This window comes from Streptococcus sp. (genome assembly GCF_030528045.1).
GTDB lineage: Bacteria > Bacillota > Bacilli > Lactobacillales > Streptococcaceae > Streptococcus.
The window spans coordinates 1-21,417 of the sequence record NZ_JAUMZR010000033.1 but is presented as its reverse complement, the minus strand read 5'-3'; the positions used below and the strand labels follow the sequence as shown (position 1 = coordinate 21,417).

Genomic DNA, 21,417 nt, shown 5'->3' with positions numbered 1-21,417 from the left:
GCTTTTCATTATAAGTCTTATGGGACTTTTTGTGTATTCAAAAAGCTCCGTAATTTCCATAGTGGTTTTTACCCACTACAGATATTATAGAGCCAATAAAGCAGTGACTTGAGTCACTGCTTTTTGTAAATCTAGAGGGTAGATACAGTTATCCCTAGCTATTAGGGTTAACAAAAAAGCCCGATTTTTTGGGCTTTTCATTTGGTTAATTCCTGTTCATTCAGGTATTGAAAGGCGGTAGACGGATTTGAACCGACGATCAAGCTTTTGCAGAGCCGTGCCTTACCACTTGGCTATACCGCCTCAACGTTTATTATTATACCTTGAAAATCATTTCCCGTCAATAGTTTCTTATTCTAAAATCCAATTTAAGAAAACAGATGATGATCGAAGAAGTGAGAAAAAGCTTGTAAAAATCCCATTCTAAAGAGGGTCAGACTAGAAAGTATTTCTTGCAGAAACAAATAAAGAATGCAAAAATTTTGACAAATAGAAGTTTTTTGAGGAAATGCGCCTAAATATTCTGAAAATTCGTTTACTTTTTAAAAAATATATGTTATAATTTCCAATAAGCCTAAATTTTTCAAGAGGAGTTAAAAACATGAAAAAAAGTAGAGTATTTGTTGCAGCAGGAGTTGCTTTATTAGCAGCAGGAGTACTAGCTGCTTGCGGTTCTTCAAAATCATCTGATTCAACAGCGCCAAAAAATTATGGCTATGTTTATTCAGCTGATCCAGAAACTTTGGATTACCTCATTTCAGGGAAACAAAGTACTAAGGTTGCCACTTCAAATGGTATTGATGGTCTCTTTACAAATGACAAATATGGGAATTTGACTCCCGCAGTTGCAGAAGACTGGTCAGTCTCAAAAGATGGATTGACCTATACCTACAAAATCCGCAAAGGTGTTAAATGGATGACATCTGATGGGGAAGAGTACGCTGAAGTAACAGCCAAAGACTTTGTAAATGGTTTGAAACACGCAGCTGACAATAAATCAGCAGCTAAGTATCTAGCAGAAGATTCAGTTAAAGGTCTAGCTGACTATATAGCTGGAAACAATAAAGATTTTGCTTCAGTCGGTGTAAAAGCAGTTGATGATTACACCCTTGAATACACTTTGAACAAACCAGAACCATACTGGAACTCTAAGCTGGCCTACTCGATCTTCTGGCCATTGAACGAAGAATTTGAAAAATCAAAAGGATCTGATTTTGGTAAAGCGACTGACCCTACATCATTGCTTTACAATGGACCATTCTTGCTGAGAGGTTTGACTGCTAAGTCATCTATCGAATTTGTGAAGAATGAAAACTATTGGGACAAAGATAATGTTCATCTTGATAAAGTAACCCTTGCTTTCTATGATGGGTCGGACCAAGAATCAATTGAACGTAACTTTACAAGTGGAGCTTATAGCTATGCTCGTCTTTACCCAACAAGTTCGAACTACTCTAAGGTAGAAGAAACATACAAAGACAATATTTACTACACTCCATCAGGTCCAGGGATTGCTGGTTTGGGTGTGAACATTGACCGTCAAGGTTACAAATACACTTCTAAGACAACTAATGAAGAGAAGACTTCTACTAAGAAAGCTCTTCTGAACAAGGACTTCCGTCAAGCTTTGAACTTCGCCTTTGACCGTACTTCTTACTCAGCACAAATTAATGGTAAAGAAGGTGCTCCTCTTGCAGTTCGTAACCTCTTTGTGAAACCAGGTTTTGTCTCTGCAGGTGAAAAAACTTTCGGTGACTTGGTAACTGAAAAGATGGTAGCTTACGGTGATGAGTGGAAGAATGTAAACTTTGCGGATGGTCAAGATGGAATTTTCAACGCCGATAAAGCCAAGGCAGAATTTGCGAAAGCTAAAACTGCATTGGAAGCAGAAGGTGTGAAATTCCCTATCCACTTGGATATCCCAGTAGACCAAACATCTAAAAACTATATTGCACGTATTCAATCCTTCAAACAATCCGTTGAAACAGTACTTGGTGAAGATAATGTAGTTATCGATATCCAACAAATTTCTAAAGATGAGTTGAACAACATCACTTACTACGCAGCAAGCGCTGCGTCAGAAGATTGGGATCTCTCAGGAGCAGTTGCATGGAGTCCAGACTACGAAGACCCATCAACTTATCTTGATATCTTGAAAACAACGAGTGCTGAACAAACAAAAACATGCATGGGTTACGAAGGTGCAGATAATGCTGCAGCAGCTCAAGTTGGTTTGAAAGAATACGATAAGTTAGTTGATGAAGCTGCTAAGGAAACTAACGACTTGAATGTTCGTTATGAAAAATATGCGGCTGCCCAAGCTTGGTTGACAGATAGCTCACTCTTCTTGCCAGCTATGTCATCAAGTGGTGCTGCACCAATCATTTCTCGTGTTGTGCCATTCTCTGTGTCTTACAGTCAATCTGGAGATAAGGGTTCAGACGTATACTTCAAGTATATTCAGTTACAAGACAAGATTGTAACAAAAGCTGACTATGAACAAGCTCGTGAAAAATGGCTCAAAGAGAAAAAAGAATCAAACGAAAAAGTTCAAAAAGAATTGCCTAATCACGTTAAATAAATAACTCTCAAGAGAACTTTCTCTCCATGAGGAGAAGGTTCTTTTGGGATTTTAAAAGGAAACGATATGAAGAAATATATTTTTATGCGTGTATTGCGTTCATTGTTGTCTATTTTCTTGGTGACAACTTTGACTTACACAATTATTTATACGATGGTTCCTCGAAAACTGATTTTCAAGCAGGATACCAACTATAACAAGATTGCAACGACGCCGGATAAGCGGGATAATTATGAAAATACCGTTTATGAACGGATGGGCTATATCGAGTACTACGATACCAAAGAGTTGCAAGAAAGAGCGAGCACAATGGACTCATCTGTAACAGTGGATGCCAATGATACCAATAAGGCAATCTATGAAAAATACATCAACCAACTAGGAAATGGTTGGACACTCGGTGTGTTCTCAGAAAGTGGTCAATTCTATGCTACGCGTGAAATTCCGATTTTTGAACGTGTTTTCAAATTCTATTCGAACTTGATTGACATTGATCATCCAAACAAGATTCAAGACCCTGAAAATCCAAACTTGCAGCGTTATCTTCGTTTTGAAAATGACCCTGCTATCGGTTGGTCATTGGTTGGTTCAGGTACAAAACACAAATACCTTTTGTATTTCAACAATCAATTCCCATTTGTACACCAAAATTTTGTGAACATTAACTTGGGAGATTCTTACCCAACTTATGCAAGCACACCAGTGCTTCAAGTTATCACACAAGGTCAGGGACAAACTAAGGCATCAGAAGTTCAATTCCCTACAGGTAAAAAGACTTCATCAGTAGATATCTACTCTCGTACCTACAAATCTCCAAGTCAAGCAGATGCGCGTGAAGTAGCCAACTATGGTAAAGACGATCCATATACAGCTACAGAAAGCAATTATCAATACCCATCAATGATTGCAAGTTCAGCGGTTGCTGGTTTGATTGGTTTGATTATTTCGTATGCGATTGCGATTCCACTTGGATCTGCTATGGCTCGCCACAAGAATACTTGGATTGATAGCTTCTCGACAGGTGCTCTAACCTTCTTGCTTGCTCTTCCAACGATTGCCTTGGTTTACATCGTGCGTTTGATTGGCTCATCTATTGGTTTGCCTGATTCATTCCCTATCTTGGGTGCTGGAGATTGGCGTTCTTATGTCTTACCAGCAGTTATTCTAGGTTTATTGGGTGCGCCAAGTACAGCTATCTGGATTCGTCGTTACATGATCGACTTGCAATCCCAGGACTTCGTACGTTTTGCTCGTGCCAAAGGTTTGTCTGAAAAAGAAATTTCAAATAAACACATCTTTAAAAATGCCATGGTTCCTTTGGTTTCAGGTATTCCTGGTGCCGTAATCGGAGTTATTGGTGGTGCAACATTGACAGAAACGGTCTTTGCTTTCCCAGGTATGGGTAAAATGTTGATTGACTCTGTTAAGGCATCAAACAACTCAATGGTAGTTGGTCTTGTCTTTATCTTTACATGTATTTCTATCTTCTCACTCTTTGTAGGAGATATCTGGATGACCATGCTTGACCCACGTATTAAATTGACAGAGAAAGGAGGCAAATAATGTCAACAATCGATAAAGAAAAATTTCAGTTCGTAAAACGTGACGATTTTGCCTCTGAAACAATTGATGCTCCTGCCTATTCATACTGGGGTTCTGTATTTAGACAATTTCTAAAGAAAAAATCAACCGTCTTTATGTTGGGGATTTTGGTTGCCATTATCTTGATGAGCTTTATTTACCCAATGTTCTCAAACTTTGACTTCAACGATGTAAGTAAGGTCAATGACTTTTCTGCTCGTTTTATCAAACCCAATGCTGAACATTGGTTTGGTACAGATAGCAATGGTAAATCCTTGTTTGACGGGGTTTGGTTTGGTGCGCGTAACTCTATCCTTATTTCTGTAATTGCCACTTTTATCAACCTTGTAATTGGGGTTATTGTTGGTGGAATCTGGGGAATTTCAAAATCTGTTGACCGCGTCATGATGGAAGTTTATAACATTATTTCAAACATTCCATCTCTCTTGATTGTCATTGTCTTGACTTACTCAATCGGTGCTGGTTTCTGGAATCTGATTTTTGCCATGAGTGTGACAACTTGGATTGGAATTGCTTATATGATTCGTATCCAAATCATGCGTTACCGTGATTTGGAATACAACCTTGCTTCTCAAACACTTGGAACACCAACCTTTAAAATCATTGTTAAAAACATCATGCCACAATTGGTATCTGTTATTGTTTCTACAATGACCTTGATGTTGCCAAGCTTCATCTCTTATGAAGCCTTCCTTTCCTTCTTTGGATTGGGATTGCCTGTAACAGTGCCAAGTTTGGGACGTTTGATCTCAGATTACTCACAAAACGTTACGACCAACGCTTACTTATTCTGGATTCCGTTGACAACCTTGATCTTGGTATCCCTATCTCTTTTCGTTGTTGGTCAAAACCTAGCGGATGCTAGTGATCCACGTACACATAGATAGGAGTAGACATGACAAAAGAAAGTAATGTAATTTTGACTGCTCGTGATATTGTCGTGGAATTTGACGTTCGTGACAAAGTTCTGACGGCTATCCGAGGAGTTTCTCTAGACTTGATTGAAGGAGAAGTTCTTGCCTTGGTAGGTGAGTCCGGTTCTGGTAAATCTGTTTTAACAAAAACCTTTACAGGGATGTTAGAAGACAATGGACGTATTGCCCAAGGAAGCATCGACTATCGTGGACAAGACTTGACTGCTCTTACTTCTAACAAAGAATGGGAGAAGATTCGTGGTGCTAAAATTGCGACTATCTTCCAAGACCCTATGACAAGTTTGGACCCAATCAATACAATCGGTAGCCAAATCACTGAAGTGATCGTTAAACACCAAGGGAAAACAGCTAAGGAAGCCAAAGAGATGGCAATCGACTATATGAACAAGGTCGGAATTCCAGACGCTGAAAAACGTTTTGACGAGTATCCTTTCCAATATTCTGGAGGGATGCGTCAACGTATCGTTATTGCGATTGCCCTTGCCTGTCGTCCAGATATTTTGATCTGTGACGAGCCAACAACGGCCCTTGACGTTACCATTCAAGCGCAAATTATTGATTTGCTTAAAACCTTGCAAAATGAGTACCACTTTACCATCATCTTTATCACCCATGACCTTGGTGTGGTAGCAAGTATTGCCGATAAGGTAGCGGTTATGTATGCTGGTGAAATTGTAGAATACGGAACTGTCGAGGAAGTCTTCTACGATCCACGTCATCCATACACTTGGAGTCTCTTGTCTAGCTTGCCACAGCTTGCTGATGATAAAGGGGAATTGTACTCTATCCCAGGAACACCACCTTCTCTTTATACTGAGTTGAAAGGTGACGCCTTTGCCCTTCGTTCAGATTATGCGATGCAAATTGATTTTGAAGAGAAAGCACCTAAGTTTTCAGTCACTGATACCCACTGGGCTAAGACTTGGTTGCTTCATGAGAATGCTCCTAAAGTTGAAAAACCTGGAGTCATTGCAGATTTGCATGACAAAATTCGTGATAAAATGGGCTTTGCTCATCTAGAAGACTAGGAGGAAGGAAATGTCTGAAAAATTAGTAGAAATTAAAGATTTAGAAATTTCCTTCGGTGAAGGAAGTAAGAAGTTTGTCGCGGTTAAAAACGCCAACTTCTTTATCAACAAGGGAGAAACCTTCTCTCTTGTTGGTGAGTCTGGTAGTGGGAAAACAACGATTGGTCGTGCCATTATTGGTCTAAATAATACTAGTAAAGGTGAAATCATCTTTGATGGTCATAAAATTAATGGGAAAAAATCTCATAAGGAATCATCAGATTTGATCCGTCGCATCCAGATGATTTTCCAGGACCCTGCAGCTAGCTTGAATGAGCGTGCGACAGTTGACTATATCATCTCTGAAGGTCTTTACAACTATCACTTGTTCAAAGATGAAGAAGATCGTAAAGAAAAAGTTCAAAAGATGATCCATGAAGTTGGACTTTTGAAAGAACACTTGACCCGTTATCCACACGAGTTTTCTGGTGGTCAGCGCCAGCGTATCGGGATTGCCCGTGCCCTTGTGATGGAACCTGATTTCGTTATTGCGGATGAGCCAATTTCAGCCTTGGACGTCTCAGTGCGTGCGCAAGTCTTGAACTTGCTCAAGAAGTTCCAAAAAGAGTTGGGCTTGACCTATCTCTTTATCGCGCATGACTTGTCAGTTGTTCGCTTTATCTCAGATCGTATCGCGGTTATCTATAAGGGAGTTATCGTCGAAGTGGCGGAGACAGAGGAGTTGTTTAACAATCCTGTCCACCCATACACTCAAGCACTTCTATCTGCTGTACCGATTCCAGATCCAATCTTGGAACGCAAGAAGGTCTTGAAAGTTTACGATCCTGACCAACATGACTATGAGACAGACAAGCCATCTATGGTGGAAATCCGTCCAGGTCACTACGTTTGGGCTAATCAAGCGGAAGTTGCTCGATACAAAGAAGATCTTAAAAAATAAACAGACTAAGAGAGGACCGAAAGGTCTTCTCATTTTTAATAGAAAAATTCCCCTTCTACTAGCTTGTAAAAGGGAGATTGTATTATCATTAGCGTTTAGACCAGGTACGTTTCATAAAGAGCAGCAAAATGGGGTAAATCTCTAAGCGACCTGCAATCATTGCAAAGGAGAGGAGGATTTTAGAGATGGGACTAAAGATGGCAAAACTCGAGGTTGTACCTAGAATAGGTCCGATATTGTTAAAACAGCTGAAGACCGCACTGGTCACGACTAGAAAATCATTGCTATCAAGACTGACGATAAAGATGAGAGAGAGAATGATCATCATATAGATAGCAAAATATTTAAGAATCTTGTGCTGGGTATCCTTATCAATCACAGTTTTATTGATGTGTAGAGTCAAAACACGGTGAGGAGATAAGGTGGACAAAATCTGATTTTTTGCGATTTTAGAGAGGATAAGTCCTCTGATCACCTTAAGACCACCTGCGGTTGAGCCAGCTGATCCACCGATTCCCATGAGGAAGAGGAGGATAAATTGGGAGAAGAGGGGCCAGTTGGTAATATCTCCGTAACCAAAACCTGTTGTCGTGATGATATTGGAAACCTGGAAGAAGGCCATTTCAACACTCTTAGAGACACCTTGATAGAGGTGGAGTGTATTAAGCGTAATCAAGCCGGTAGAAACTAGGACAATGATGATATATGCTCGTAGTTCTTCATCTCCAAAGAAAGCCTTAACCCGACGGAGCATGAGGTAGTAGTAGAGATTGAAGTTAACGCCAAAAACCAACACTCCGATACTAACCAGATAGGTGATGAGTGAGCTACCGTAGTGGGCAATTCCGTCGTTATAGACGGTAAAGCCCCCAGTTCCTGCCGTTCCCATAGCGATGACAAAACTATCATAGAGAGGCATGCCTGCTAGGTAGTAGATAACCACAAAAAGGGAGAAGAGAGCCAGATAAAGCAGATAGAGAATCTGGGCAGTGTTTTTTAGTTTGGATACGACCTTGCCAAAGACAGGACCAGGGACCTCAGCCTTCATCACCTCCAAGTGACTATTCTTGGCATTGTCCATAATGGCAAGTGCAAAGACGAGTACCCCCATCCCTCCAATCAAGTGGGTGAAACTTCTCCAGAAGAGGAGGGAACGAGTGAGAACGGAAACATCGTTCAGGATAGTTGCTCCTGTAGTCGTAAATCCAGAACTGATTTCAAAGAAGGCATCGATGACGCTGGGGATTTGTCCTGAAAAGACAAAGGGGAGGCCACCAAAGAAAGACCATAGAATCCAACAGAGGGCAACAATTAAGACCCCTTCCTTGGCATAAATCCGTTGATTTTTCGGTTTCCGTAAAACGCCTAGACCACCGAGAAGGACTAAAATTCCAATCGTAGAAAAAAGAGCGATAAATACTTGACTGGATTCTTGGTAATAGATCGCTACACTAACAGGGACTAGGAGAAGAACAGCCTCAATCAAGAGAAGTTTTGAGAGGAGGTAACGAATCATACTTTTATTCATTTTTTACCTCTCAATCAAATCATAAATTTTGGTGATATTTGGCAATAAGGTCGTCACGAGTAACTTGTCTCCCACCTCAAGCATATCCTCTCCAGTAGGGAAGATTGTTTTTCCTTTTCGGATAATGGCTGCGATGAGTACCCCTTTTTTCAATTTCAACTGTGATAGAGGTTTGGCAGTCATTTTATTAGCTTCCTTGATTTGGAATTGGAGAGTTTCAATTTGACCATTTGCGAGATGGTGCATGGCTTGAAGGTCTGAGTATTGAGCGTTTACTCGACCACGGATAAAGTGCATAATGGTATCCACTGCGATGCTTTTTGGTGTGATGATACTCGAAAAATCAGGCGCGTGGATAATCTCTAGAAGGCTTGTTCGGTTGACCTTGGTGATATTTTTATGGACACCAACTCGGTCAAGAAACATTGAGGTGATGATATTTTCCTCATCAACCCCAGTCAAGGTTGCGACTGCATCATAGTGGGGAGCACTTTCTTCCAGCAAAATGTCTTTTGCAGTTCCATCTCCTTGGACAATATAGAGATTGGGGAACTTTTCGCTGAAGAAACGAGCTCTTTCAGGATTGATCTCGATGACCTTGGTATCAATGCGACTGTCTTTTAAAATGCCGAGTAGATAATAAGCAATCTTTCCAGCTCCGACGATAAGCAAGCTTTTCACTGCACGAGATTTAAAATAGTTATGGAAAAGCATCATATCTACACGATTTCCCGTAACAAAAATCCTATCCTTGTCTTGAATAATAACATCACCGCTTGGAATCATCAGTTGATGATCTCTCTCCATGGCACAGACAATGACATTCCCAAACTTTTTACGGAAGTCTGAGATTGGCATTTGACAAAGACCGCTAGAATCCTTGACAACAAATTCCATGAGACTGACCCGACCTCCAGCAAATCGTTCGACAGAGAGGGCATTAGGGAAATCAATGATATTTGAGATCGCACGCGCTGCTAGGAGTTCTGGATTAACAATAAGTGAAAATCCAAGAATATTTTTCTCTTTAAAATAGGCATTGGAGTATTCAGGATTTCGAACCCGAACGATGGTTTCTTTAGCGCCCATTTTTTTAGCAAGTACCGCTGAAATCATATTCACTTCATCGTGTTCGGTTAGAGCAATAAAGATATCGCACTCTTGAACACCGGCTTGCTCCAAGATGGCGAAGTCAGCACCATTTCCAAGGAGACCTATGATATCATAGCGACTGACAATGTGATTGAGGACAGCCTCATCTTGTTCGATGAGGACAACGTCATGGTTTTCTGCAACCAGTGAACGACAGAGGGCGAAACCAACTTTCCCTCCACCAACAAGGACAATTTTCATATAAAAAACCTACTTTTTCATGATGTAACTATCATACCCTTTTTTAGCAAAAAATGCAGTTACTAAGGCGATTTTTAAGGGAAGAAAGGCCTTTTTCACGTTTTGAAGATACATTTGCTTAATTTCTATAACGATGTCTCCGATTTGAAATGATTTGGCTCTTTTACTATACTTTTTCAGAAAGGGAATGACCAAACATGAAAATATCATCAAAAAAAGTAAAAAAATCAAGTCATTTCTATTGACAATGATTCTGAAAGTGTTATACTAAGAAAGTAGTTTCGCTGATTTACTTCAAACCTGTTGTGAGGTAAGTTAACGATGCCTTAACCACGCTGTTTGCTGAGCTTGACTCCGGGCAGTGTGGCTATTTTTTTGCAATGATAAAAGGAAACCAGCCATGACAAATCACATTGTATTATTCGAGCCTCAGATTCCACAAAATACAGGTAACATTGCGCGTACTTGCGCTGCGACCAATTCTCCCCTCCATATCATTAAACCAATGGGATTTCCGATTGATGATCGCAAGATGAAGCGGGCTGGTTTGGACTACTGGGATAAGTTAGAGATTTATTTTTATGACAGTTTGGAAGATTTCATGTCTCAGATGAAGGGTAAACTCTATCTGATTTCAAAATTTGCGGAAAAAGTCTATTCTGAAGCAGATTTATCGGCGGACGAGGACCCTTATTTTCTCTTTGGACGTGAAGACAAGGGCTTGCCTGAGGACTTTATGCGAGAACATCCTGAGAAAGCCCTCCGTATTCCTATGAATGATGAACATGTCCGCAGTCTCAATGTTTCCAATACCGTCTGCATGATTGTCTATGAAGCACTTCGTCAGCAGAATTTTGCAGGTCTTGAGCTTGTTCACACCTATGAAGCAGATAAATTGAAATAATCAAAATGCTTGCACTTGCAAGCGTTTTTTGTTATGATAAAGGGGTCTTCAGGGCTGGGTGAGATTCCCGACCGGCGGTGACTTTAACTAGCTATTTTGGCTTACTCTTCGTTGTCTTGTCTCGATATACTTAAGTATTATCTTCGACTGCGACGCCTAGATTAATCCAAAATATCTTAGTTAAAGAAGTCCGCGAGCGCAAGCTGATGTGGTGCGATTCCACAACCGACAGTATAGTCTGGATGGGAGAAGACGAAAGAATGGCTTTGTCTGTTCTGATGAGTTTATAGATGAATTGCAACCGCTTGCTCAAAAGAGTGAGAGGGAACTTTTGGGATATAAAAAGTGAGAATAGATAGAGGGATCCTTTCCAACTTCTTCTGATTTTATAGAAAATTGGAGGAACCTGTTATGACAAACACACGTCGACTTTCGACCATTGCGATTTTATCAGCCATTTCATTTGTGCTGATGTACTTTGACTTTCCGCTCTTGCCAGCGGCAACCTTCCTCAAGATCGAGTTTAGTATCTTGCCAGTCCTTGTGGGCTTGGTGGTGATGGATTTGCCTGCTGCTCTAGGCATTCTCTTGTTGCGATCACTCTTGAAGTTGCTTCTCAATATCCAGGGAGTGAATACTTACATTGGCTTGCCAATGAATATCGTAGCCTTGGGAGTTTTTGTTATCGCCTTTGGTTTGATTTGGAAAAAGGAACGCAGCACCCTTCGTTTCCTACTAGCATCTCTAGTGGGAACTGTCGGCTTGACTGCTGCTATGTTGGTTCTCAACTATGTCTATGCTGTTCCTTTGTACGCGAAGTTTGCCAACTTTGATATTGGAAAAATTTTGGGACTTTCCAACTACCTAATGACTATGGTATTACCTTTTAACTTGATTGAGGGTGTAATCTTTGCCGTTTCATTCTGGTTGTTATACGTCCTCTTGAAACCAACCTTAAAACATTATGAGAGATAAACAAACATTTTTAATGAAGGGCAGTTTTGCCCTTTTACTTTTCGTCCTTCTTGGCTATATGGTTAAGTTCTATCCTGAAACGCTGGTCGGTTTTGATCAACCGCTTCAGACTGCCCTTCGTGGGGACTTGCCAGATTATTTGACAGTTCTATTCCGTGCGCTTACGCATTTGATTGATATCCCAGTAATCATTACCTGGGTTGCCATCGCAGCTTTTATCTTTTATCGTAAGCAGTGGAAGATAGAAAGCTACTTCATGGCGGGTAATCTAGCCTTAGCCGGTCTCTTAATTGTGACCTTTAAAAACATCTACCAGCGCCCACGGCCAGCTATTTTACACTTGGTAGAGGAGAAGGGATTTTCTTTTCCAAGTGGCCATTCTCTGGCAGTGACGCTGATGGTAGGGACTTTGATTGTCATTCTCAGTCAACGGATTAAAGATCCAGTTTGGAGAAAAATTGTGCAAATCGTCCTTGGGGTCTACCTAGTCAGTGTGCTGCTATCTCGGGTCTATCTGGGCGTTCACTACCCATCAGATGTTCTTGCCAGTTTCTGTGTGGGCTTGGGAGTCTTGTTTATCGAATTTCCTTTCTATGACAAGCTTCGCTTCCAATGGCGATTTAAAGGCAAGCAGAAGTGAGATAGGTCTTGCAAGAATGGTAAAAATCTGATAAACTAAGTAGTAATTGAATAGAAATCCGCAAGACTAGTAACTAAAGGGAAGTATATCAGGGAGGAGAGCCGTGACTGCAAGCTCTCTATATGAAAGCTGGGTGAATTCACTTGCGCATGGATTTAGAAATGAAGGTCTGACTTGTCAGATGAAAACGGATGGTACCGCGTGTCAACGCTCCGAGTGGAGTTTTTGGCATGTGGTTTTCTTTTTATCTACGAGAGACTGATGGAGGAATTATGTCAACTATTGAAGAACAATTAAAAGCGCTTCGCGAAGAAACGCTGGCTAGCTTGAAGCAGATTACTGCTGAAAATGAAAAAGAGATGCAAGACTTGCGTGTCTCTGTCCTTGGTAAAAAAGGATCGCTTACGGAAATCCTCAAAGGGCTGAAGGATGTCTCTGCTGAGATGCGTCCAATCATCGGGAAACATGTTAATGAAGCGCGTGATGTTTTGACAGCGGCCTTTGAAGAAACAGCTAAGCTCTTGGAAGAAAAGAAAGTCGCAGCTCAACTAGCAAGTGAGAGCATTGATGTGACACTTCCAGGTCGCCCAGTTGCGACTGGTCACCGTCACGTTTTGACACAAACCAGTGAAGAAATCGAAGATATTTTCATTGGGATGGGTTACCAAGTCGTGGATGGTTTTGAAGTGGAGCAAGACTACTATAACTTCGAGCGTATGAACCTTCCAAAAGATCACCCAGCTCGCGATATGCAGGATACTTTCTACATCACAGAAGAAATCTTGCTCCGTACTCACACGTCACCTGTTCAAGCGCGTGCCATGGATGCTCATGATTTTTCAAAAGGTTCTTTGAAGATGATCTCACCAGGACGTGTGTTCCGTCGTGATACGGACGATGCAACCCATAGTCACCAATTCCACCAAATCGAAGGGTTGGTTGTTGGGAAAAACATCTCTATGGCAGACCTTCAAGGAACCCTTCAGTTGATTGTTCAAAAAATGTTTGGTGAAGAGCGTCAGATCCGTCTGCGTCCATCTTATTTCCCATTCACAGAGCCATCTGTTGAGGTGGATGTTTCCTGCTTCAAGTGTGGTGGAGAAGGCTGTAACGTATGTAAGAAAACAGGTTGGATTGAGATTATGGGGGCCGGTATGGTTCACCCACGTGTCCTTGAAATGAGTGGAATCGATGCGACTGTTTATTCTGGATTTGCCTTTGGTCTTGGACAAGAGCGCGTAGCCATGCTCCGTTACGGAATCAACGATATTCGTGGATTCTATCAAGGAGATGTCCGCTTCTCAGAACAGTTTAAATAATGATTAGAAAAGTAGAAAAGGCAGATATTCGGGCGTTGTCCAAAATTGCCAAACAAACCTTTCGTGAAACATTTGCTCATGATAATACGGAAGAGCAGTTACAGGAATACTTTGAAAAGACTTATAGTCTGAGAGTTTTGTCAACTGAGTTGGAAAATCCAGATTCCGAAACCTATTTCATTATGCATGAAGAGGAGATAGCTGGTTTTCTCAAAGTCAACTGGGGAAGTGCTCAGACTGAGAGAGAATTAGAGGATGCTTTTGAAATTCAACGCCTCTATGTGCTACAAAAATTCCAAGGATTTGGCTTAGGTAAACAACTGTTTGAATTCGCTCTTGAACTTGCTACCAAAAATAGTTTTTCCTGGGCTTGGTTAGGTGTTTGGGAGCATAATACAAAAGCTCAAGCGTTTTATAACCGATATGGTTTTGAGAAATTTAGCCAACATAGTTTTATGGTTGGTCAAAAAGTAGATACAGATTGGTTACTGAAAAAGAAATTAAGGTAAGAAGAGGATTCTTCTATTGAAATGATAGGAAAGGAAAAAACTAGAGTGGCAACTGTCATTCTGGAGAACTAAATTATGCTTGTATCTTATAAATGGTTAAAAGAATTGGTGGACATTGATGTGCCATCACAAGAGTTGGCTGAGAAAATGTCAACTACAGGGATCGAGGTCGAAGGTGTCGAATCACCGGCTGCTGGTCTCTCAAAAATTGTCGTCGGTGAGGTTTTGTCTTGCGAAGATGTGCCAGAAACACACTTGCATGTCTGTCAGGTTAACGTTGGCGAAGAAGAAGCCCGTCAGATCGTTTGTGGTGCCCCAAATGTGCGTGCTGGTATCAAGGTCATGGTAGCTCTTCCAGGAGCTCGTATCGCTGACAACTACAAAATCAAAAAAGGGAAAATCCGTGGCTTGGAGTCACTTGGAATGATCTGTTCGCTTGGTGAATTAGGTATTTCTGACTCGGTTGTACCGAAGGAATTCGCAGATGGAATCCAAATATTGCCTCAAGATGCAGTACCAGGTGAGGAAGTCTTCTCATACCTAGACTTGGATGACGAAATCATCGAACTTTCTATCACGCCAAACCGTGCAGACGCTCTGTCTATGCGTGGGGTGGCTCATGAAGTGGCAGCCATCTATGACAAGGCAGTCAACTTTAAAGAATTCAGTTTAACAGAAACAAATGAATCTGCAGCAGATGCACTTTCTGTAAGTATCGATACCGACAAGGCGCCTTACTATGCAGCCCGTATCTTGGACAATGTGACCACCGCACCAAGTCCACAATGGTTGCAAAACCTCCTTATGAACGAAGGCATCCGTCCGATTAACAATGTCGTAGACGTAACCAACTACATCCTGCTTTACTTTGGTCAACCGATGCATGCCTTTGACTTGGATACCTTTGAAGGGACTGATATCCGTGTGCGTGAAGCGCGTGCTGGTGAAAAATTAGTGACCTTGGACGGTGAAGAACGTGATTTGGAAACAAATGACTTAGTCATCACTGTGGCTGACAAGCCAGTCGCCCTTGCAGGTGTCATGGGCGGACAAGCAACAGAAATCTCTGAGAAATCTAGTCGCGTTGTCCTTGAAGCTGCTGTTTTCAATGGTAAATCTATCCGCAAGACTAGCGGACGCCTCAACCTTCGCTCTGAATCATCTTCTCGCTTTGAAAAAGGGATCACCGTGGCAACTGTCAATGAAGCCCTTGATGCGGCAGCTAGCATGATTGCTGATCTTGCAGGTGCGACAGTGCGTAAGGGCATCGTTTCAGCAGGAGAGCTTGATACTTCTGATGTGGAAGTTTCTTCAACCCTTGCAGACGTTAACCGCGTCCTTGGTACGGAGCTTTCCTATGCTGATGTGGAAGATGTCTTCCGTCGTCTTGGCTTTGGCCTTTCTGGCAATGCAGAAAGCTTTACAGTCAGCGTACCTCGTCGTCGTTGGGATATCACTATCGAAGCTGACCTCTTTGAAGAAATCGCCCGTATCTATGGTTATGATCGCTTGCCAACTAGTCTTCCAAAAGACGATGGTACAGCAGGTGAATTGACTGCGACACAAAAATTGCGCCGTCAAGTTCGTACCATTGCTGAAGGAGCTGGTTTGACAGAAATCATCACCTACGCTCTGACAACGCCTGAAAAAGCAGTTGAGTTTACAGCTCAACCAAGTAACCTTACAGAACTTATGTGGCCAATGACTGTGGACCGTTCCGTTCTCCGTCAAAATATGGTCTCAGGTATCCTTGATACAGTTGCCTACAACGTAGCTCGTAAGAACAAAAACTTGGCACTTTACGAGATTGGAAAAGTCTTTGAACAAACAGGCAATCCAAAAGAAGAATTGCCAAACGAAATCAACAGTTTTGCCTTTGCCTTAACCGGCTTGGTTGCTGAAAAAGATTTCCAAACGGCAGCAGTTCCAGTTGATTTCTTCTATGCTAAGGGAATCCTTGAAGCGCTCTTTACTCGCTTGGGACTTGAAGTGACTTATACAGCAACAGCTGAGATTGCTAGCCTTCACCCAGGCCGTACAGCTGTGATTTCACTCGGTGACCAAGTTCTTGGTTTCCTTGGCCAAGTACATCCAGTAACTGCCAAGGCTTACGATATCCCAGAAACGTATGTAGCGGAGCTCAACCTTTCAGCCATCGAAGCTGCCCTTCAACCAGCTGCTCCATTTGTGGAAATCACAAAATTCCCAGCAGTCAGCCGTGACGTGGCCCTACTTCTCAAGGCAGAAGTCACTCACCAAGAAGTTGTAGACGCTATCCGAGCTGCCGGCGTGAAACGATTGACAGATATCAAACTCTTTGACGTCTTCTCAGGCGAAAAACTGGGAGTTGGCATGAAGTCAATGGCCTATAGCTTAACCTTCCAAAATCCAGAAGATAGCTTGACAGACGAAGAAGTTGCACGCTATATGGAAAAAATCCAAGCATCACTCGAAGAAAAAGTGAATGCAGAAGTGCGTTAATAGTCTAAAATCCATCCTTCGGGGTGGATTTTTAGTTTCAAAAGGACAGTTCAGGATCAAAAATGGACAATTGAGGAGTAGAAGCATCTGTATGCACTTTAATGGGCTATAATTGTTCTATCACTTGGGTACTCAAAATCCTTAGAGAGTTTAGTTTTTAAGGAAGGATGAACAAGATAAAAATGTACATAAATCCTTGTAAAGGCTATCAAAAAGGAGTATAATAAGTGCAACATATTTCGGAGGTGGAAAATGCTAGAAGTAAGAAATCTAGAGAAAAGTTTCGGTCCCAAGCAAGTCTTGTTTGGTGTCGATTTTCAGGCAAGTTCGGGAAGGATTCTGGGCTTGGTCGGGAAGAATGGTGCTGGGAAAACAACGATTTTCCACAGTATGTTGAAATTTTTAGAGTATCAAGGAGAGATCAGTCTGGATGGGCAGGAGATTCGTCAGGAAACCTATGCACGGATTGGTTATCTGCCTGAGGAACGTAGTCTCATGCCCAAGTTGACAGTCCTTGAGCAAGTTCGTTACTTGGCGACTCTAAAGGGCATGGATGCTAAAGAAGTCAAGGAAAAACTCCCTCAATGGATGGAAAAATTGGAAGTGAAGGGCAAATTGACCGACAAAATCAAGAGTCTGTCAAAAGGGAATCAACAGAAAATTCAGCTGATTATCACCCTAATCCATGAGCCAGACTTGATTATTTTGGATGAGCCTTTTAGTGGTTTGGATCCAGTCAATACCGAGTTGCTCAAGCAGGTCATCTTGAAAGAGAAAGAGCGCGGTGCAATCATTATCTTTTCTGACCATGTCATGACCAACGTTGAGGAACTTTGCGATGATATTCTGATGATTCGTGATGGGCGTGTGGTCTTGCATGGACCAGTTCAGGATGTTCGCAATCAATACGGGAAAACACGTCTCTTTGTTTCAAGTGAACGAAGCAAGGAAGAACTGGAAAAACTTCCTCATGTCAAACAGGTGAGCTTGACCAAGCAAGGAAGTTGGAAATTGATCCTCGATGACGAGAGCGCTGGAAGGGAACTCTTCCCAATCCTCACTCAAGGTCAATATATTTCGACCTTTGACCAACAAGCTCCAACAATCGATGAAATCTTTAAACTAGAATCAGGGGTGGAAGTATGAGAAATATGTGGGTTGTAATGAAGGAAACCTATCTTCGACATGTCAAGTCGTGGAGTTTCTTCTTTATGGTGATTTCGCCGTTCCTCTTTTTAGCCTTATCTGTAGGAATCGGCTATCTCCAAGGGTCTTCTATGGCCAAGAATAGCAAGATAGCAGTAGTGACAACGGTGCCATCTGTGGAAGAAGGGCTCAAGGGTACCAATGGTATCAACTTTGATTATAAGGATGAAGCCAGTGCCCAGGCTGCTATCAAGGATGAGAAAATCAAGGGTTACCTAACCATTGACCAAGAGGACAGTGCCCTCAAGGCCGTCTATCATGGTGAAACTTCTCTTGAAACAGGTATCAAACTAGCAGTAACCAATAAGTTAAACGAACTGCAATACCAACTCAATCGTTCGGCAGCTAATTTGTCTCAAGAACAGGAAAAACGCCTGAGTCAAACCGTTGACTTTACTGAGAAAATTGATGAATCTAAGGAAAACAAAAAAATTGTTCAAACCATTGCGGCCGCAGGGCTTGGCTTCTTCCTTTATATGATTTTGATTACCTATGCTAATGTCACTGCTCAGGAAGTAGCTAGCGAGAAAGGAACCAAAATCATGGAGGTGGTCTTCTCAAGTATCCGAGCAAGTCATTATTTTTACGCTCGCATGCTGGCTCTGCTTCTTGTGATTTTGACTCATATTGGCATTTACGTCGTGGGTGGACTTGCTGCCATTCTGCTCTTTAAAGATATCCCTATCTTGGCACAATCTGGAATTTTAAATCATCTAGGAGAGGCCTTCTCGCTCGATACCTTATTGTTTGTCTTGGTTAGCCTCTTTATGTACGTTGTTTTAGCAGCTTTCCTAGGATCTATGGTTTCTCGCCCTGAGGATTCAGGAAAGGCCTTGTCGCCATTGATGATCTTGATTATAGCAGGATTTGTCGGTGTGACCTCTCTAGGTGCTGCTGGGGACAATTTAGTTCTGAAAATTGGGTCTTACATTCCATTTATTTCGACCTTCTTTATGCCATTTAGAGCTATAAATGGGTATGCAAGTGGTCTAGAAGCTTGGATTTCGCTTGCCATAACGGTTGTTTTTGCAGTCACTGCAACAGCCTTTATCGGACGCATGTATGCTAGTCTAGTCCTTCAAACAGATGATTTGGGAATCTGGAAAACCTTTAAACGTGCCTTAGCTTATAAATAGGTTTGCGGATTAAAAGAAAATATAAAATAACAAAAGGATAAGATTCAAGTGAAATCTTATCCTTTTTGAGTGTTTTTATCCTAATACTTTCTTTAGAAACAATAACTAAAAATACATAGTACTAGGTGAAAAATGATTTATTCGTTTAGCTTAATATTTCCACTTTTTGCAGTAATAGTGAGAGTGGCAGTAGGATTTTCAATTTTGTGAACGAGAGTATTACCAGTATACTTGCTGTCTTTAGTGTATTCTACATTGATACCGTTAGGGATATCAATATCACCAAGAGTTGTTTTTAGATCGAAGGATAGTTTATTCAAACTATTGGGAACCAGTTGCAGGTTGATATCTCCTAGCTGATTAGTGATGGAGATGTTTCCAACGAAGTCTAATTGCTTGGAACTTATTGAGCCACTAGATATTTTTAAACTAGTGTCGGAAATTTTACTTGAATTTAGATTGATATCGCCCAGAGCAGCAGTGATTTCACCAGTTTCAAAATGACTATTATTTAGTCCGATATTACCCGAAGAATCTTTGAGTTCTCCAGAGCTAATTTGACTATTGTTTAGAGTAATATCTCCAAGAGCGTTACGGATTTTGTTAGAAAAGAATTGACTATTGTTGATTGTTAGATTTCCCTTGGATAAAGTAATTTCAGTGTTATTTGCTGATAAATTAGATAGTGTAATATCTCCAAGCGAGGAGCTACTATTAAACGTCTCAAGTTTGGTTCCCTTTGGTAGAGTGAGGTAAACAACGTTTTTTTCCTGATACTCGTTACTAAATAAACTGAGGAGAGATTGGATTCCAGAGCTTATATGAAAGCCCCCTGAATTTTCTTCTCTGAGATTTAATTTTCCATTTTCAGAGTTTACCGTGAGTTTTCCAAACGTATCATTGTTAATCTGATAGTTGTGGTCGTGTTGGTAATAGCTTAAATGGACATTATCATCAGAGGATTCATCGACAACAAGGTTTCTCATTGCTAGATTTACAGTTAAAGAAGAAATTTCAGAGAAACTTTCTTCGGTTTTTGTTGCCTTTAATTTATTTTTAGTAGAGTTGATTAAATCATTGAATCCACCTGTTGCAGATCCGATGGCCGTCAAAGCAACGCCTAAGATACAAGCTAAGATAGCTATAGATAAAAATTTTTTCTTCGAGTTCATATTAGCCATAATGTGCTCCTTTCTTTGCAAATACTTGTGCTAGCTTGACAAAGCCAGCTTTACCAAACTGAACAATCGGAGAGATATTTGAGAAGAAGAACCCAGAGAGTCCTAAGGCAATAATACTGAATCCAAGAATAAATAGGAATGCTGGGATGGAGGTAGATAGTCCTAGTGTGAGAGCTTCCCAGATTAAGCTTGCACCGAATATAAAGAGAGCTAAACTAACAATAGCCATTAGGAAAGCCAGAGTAAAAATGAATAAAAAGAAAACAAAAGTTAAGACTATAGCTACTATAAAAAGGGGGATAGCTAAGGGAGCTGCCAAAATTGACAGAATAGAAATTTGAACGATATTCTTTGTACTATTTGCTGAATTATTCTTTTGATCATCTTCTTCTATCTTTTTGTCCAAAAGGTGTATCATAATTTCATGAGCTGCCTCCTTTGGATTACCTAAATCAGCAATAGCGGCTATTTCACCTTCAGGTCCCACTTCGTCAAAATACTCAGTGAAATGTTCTATAGTTTCTTCGTAGTCCTTACGTGGTAGTTTTTTAGATACTTTTCTAGCTCAGCTAGATATTCAGTTTTTGTCATGTCGAATGCTCCCTTCTACGATGCCGTTGATTGTTGTAGTATAAAGTTTCCACTCTTCTTTCAGAGTAAGTAGGTATTCATATCCGTAAGAAGTAAGTGTATAGTATTTTCGTTTACGCCCCTGTTTTTCCTTCGAATAAGTTGCGAGATAATCATTTTGTTCCAGCTTTTTTAGTATGGGATAAAGAATAGACTCTTTGATGTTAGCAATTAGCTTAATGGTCTGACTAATCTCATAACCGTAGGAATCATCTTTTTCAAGAATGGCAAGGATGAGAAATTTTATTAAAGCTGAGGATGTAGGGAAATACATGAACCACCTCCTTATGTAAAAAAAATATATATAATTAATTTATATATAGCTTGCCTTCTTTTAGAATAATTGTCAAGTATGATATATAAAAAAATATATAATTCAACAAAATAGTTTGTAATGATATTACGCAAAAACATAGATACTGTAAAATATCTTGTGTAAACACAAAAAGGAATAAATCCTGTATAGTAG

Annotated in this window: 17 protein-coding genes, 1 tRNA gene, 1 pseudogene and 1 riboswitch; of the genes and pseudogenes, 13 read left to right on the top strand and 6 right to left on the bottom strand. The window is 40.8% G+C overall.

The annotated features are described in order from the left end of the window. Nucleotides 1-232: 232 nt before the first annotated feature. Nucleotides 233-303, bottom strand: a tRNA-Cys gene (locus Q4A91_RS07175). A 298-nt stretch (nt 304-601) separates the two neighbouring features. On the opposite strand from Q4A91_RS07175, the gene Q4A91_RS07170 reads away from it, so the two are divergent. The 5 genes from Q4A91_RS07170 to Q4A91_RS07150 all read left to right on the top strand — a co-directional run bounded on the left by Q4A91_RS07170 (nt 602) and on the right by Q4A91_RS07150 (nt 7,086). After that, nucleotides 602-2,581 carry a peptide ABC transporter substrate-binding protein gene (locus Q4A91_RS07170; protein ID WP_303212345.1) on the top strand — a complete coding sequence of 660 codons (1,980 nt, stop codon included), beginning with the start codon at nt 602-604 and terminating at the stop codon, nt 2,579-2,581. A gap of 66 nt (nt 2,582-2,647) precedes the next feature. Further along, nucleotides 2,648-4,144 carry an ABC transporter permease gene (locus Q4A91_RS07165; RefSeq protein ID WP_303212343.1) on the top strand — a complete coding sequence of 499 codons (1,497 nt, stop codon included), beginning with the start codon at nt 2,648-2,650 and terminating at the stop codon, nt 4,142-4,144. After that, a complete protein-coding gene (oppC, locus tag Q4A91_RS07160; RefSeq protein ID WP_125441568.1) occupies nt 4,144-5,070 on the top strand; it encodes an oligopeptide ABC transporter permease OppC in 927 nt (308 codons plus the stop codon). The genes Q4A91_RS07165 and oppC overlap by 1 nt, the downstream gene beginning before the upstream one ends. A gap of 8 nt (nt 5,071-5,078) precedes the next feature. Then, a complete protein-coding gene (locus tag Q4A91_RS07155; protein ID WP_173259013.1) occupies nt 5,079-6,146 on the top strand; it encodes an ABC transporter ATP-binding protein in 1,068 nt (355 codons plus the stop codon). A 10-nt stretch (nt 6,147-6,156) separates the two neighbouring features. Next, nucleotides 6,157-7,086 (top strand): ATP-binding cassette domain-containing protein, encoded by a 930-nt coding sequence (locus Q4A91_RS07150; RefSeq protein ID WP_303212336.1) that lies wholly within the window; start codon nt 6,157-6,159, stop codon nt 7,084-7,086. 88 nt (nt 7,087-7,174) lie between these two features. On the opposite strand, the gene Q4A91_RS07145 is transcribed toward Q4A91_RS07150, so the two are convergent. Both Q4A91_RS07145 and trkA read right to left on the bottom strand, forming a co-directional pair. Further along, a complete protein-coding gene (locus Q4A91_RS07145) occupies nt 7,175-8,614 on the bottom strand; it encodes a TrkH family potassium uptake protein (protein ID WP_303212333.1) in 1,440 nt (479 codons plus the stop codon). Between the two features lie 3 nt (nt 8,615-8,617). Next, nucleotides 8,618-9,967 (bottom strand): Trk system potassium transporter TrkA, encoded by a 1,350-nt coding sequence (gene trkA, locus Q4A91_RS07140; protein ID WP_303212331.1) that lies wholly within the window; start codon nt 9,965-9,967, stop codon nt 8,618-8,620. 400 nt (nt 9,968-10,367) lie between these two features. Between trkA and Q4A91_RS07135 the strand changes: the two genes are divergently transcribed. The 8 genes from Q4A91_RS07135 to Q4A91_RS07100 all read left to right on the top strand — a co-directional run bounded on the left by Q4A91_RS07135 (nt 10,368) and on the right by Q4A91_RS07100 (nt 19,137). After that, entirely contained in the window at nt 10,368-10,871 is a 504-nt protein-coding gene (locus Q4A91_RS07135; protein ID WP_303212328.1) for a tRNA (cytidine(34)-2'-O)-methyltransferase, read from the top strand. 40 nt (nt 10,872-10,911) lie between these two features. After that, nucleotides 10,912-11,129, top strand: a riboswitch (FMN riboswitch). A gap of 153 nt (nt 11,130-11,282) precedes the next feature. Further along, nucleotides 11,283-11,846, top strand: a complete 564-nt coding sequence (locus Q4A91_RS07130) for an ECF transporter S component (protein WP_303212326.1) — start codon at nt 11,283-11,285, stop codon at nt 11,844-11,846. Continuing rightward, nucleotides 11,836-12,486, top strand: coding sequence for a phosphatase PAP2 family protein (locus Q4A91_RS07125; protein WP_049519741.1), 651 nt, complete (start codon nt 11,836-11,838; stop codon nt 12,484-12,486). The genes Q4A91_RS07130 and Q4A91_RS07125 overlap by 11 nt, the downstream gene beginning before the upstream one ends. 272 nt (nt 12,487-12,758) lie before the next feature. After that, nucleotides 12,759-13,805, top strand: a complete 1,047-nt coding sequence (pheS, locus tag Q4A91_RS07120) for a phenylalanine--tRNA ligase subunit alpha (protein ID WP_303212323.1) — start codon at nt 12,759-12,761, stop codon at nt 13,803-13,805. Continuing rightward, nucleotides 13,805-14,314 (top strand): GNAT family N-acetyltransferase, encoded by a 510-nt coding sequence (locus Q4A91_RS07115; RefSeq protein ID WP_303212320.1) that lies wholly within the window; start codon nt 13,805-13,807, stop codon nt 14,312-14,314. The genes pheS and Q4A91_RS07115 overlap by 1 nt, the downstream gene beginning before the upstream one ends. 75 nt (nt 14,315-14,389) lie before the next feature. Beyond that, nucleotides 14,390-16,795 (top strand): phenylalanine--tRNA ligase subunit beta, encoded by a 2,406-nt coding sequence (gene pheT, locus Q4A91_RS07110; protein WP_303212317.1) that lies wholly within the window; start codon nt 14,390-14,392, stop codon nt 16,793-16,795. 252 nt (nt 16,796-17,047) lie between these two features. Further along, on the top strand, nt 17,048-17,941 hold the full coding sequence (locus Q4A91_RS07105; RefSeq protein WP_303212315.1) for an ABC transporter ATP-binding protein: 894 nt from the start codon (nt 17,048-17,050) through the stop codon (nt 17,939-17,941). Then, on the top strand, nt 17,938-19,137 hold the full coding sequence (locus Q4A91_RS07100; protein WP_303212313.1) for an ABC transporter permease: 1,200 nt from the start codon (nt 17,938-17,940) through the stop codon (nt 19,135-19,137). Before Q4A91_RS07105 ends, Q4A91_RS07100 begins: the two co-directional genes overlap by 4 nt. Before the next feature lie 137 nt (nt 19,138-19,274). Here the strand turns inward: Q4A91_RS07100 and Q4A91_RS07095 are convergent, their stop codons facing one another. The 3 genes and pseudogenes from Q4A91_RS07095 to Q4A91_RS07085 all read right to left on the bottom strand — a co-directional run bounded on the left by Q4A91_RS07095 (nt 19,275) and on the right by Q4A91_RS07085 (nt 21,222). Further along, the gene (locus Q4A91_RS07095) at nt 19,275-20,318 is read right to left on the bottom strand and encodes a DUF4097 family beta strand repeat-containing protein (RefSeq protein WP_303212310.1); all 1,044 of its coding nucleotides are present in this window, start codon (nt 20,316-20,318) and stop codon (nt 19,275-19,277) included. After that, nucleotides 20,311-20,909, bottom strand: a pseudogene (locus Q4A91_RS07090) (DUF1700 domain-containing protein). Before Q4A91_RS07090 ends, Q4A91_RS07095 begins: the two are co-directional and overlap by 8 nt. Further along, entirely contained in the window at nt 20,896-21,222 is a 327-nt protein-coding gene (locus Q4A91_RS07085) for a PadR family transcriptional regulator (protein WP_000273868.1), read from the bottom strand. Before Q4A91_RS07085 ends, Q4A91_RS07090 begins: the two are co-directional and overlap by 14 nt. Nucleotides 21,223-21,417 lie beyond the last annotated feature (195 nt).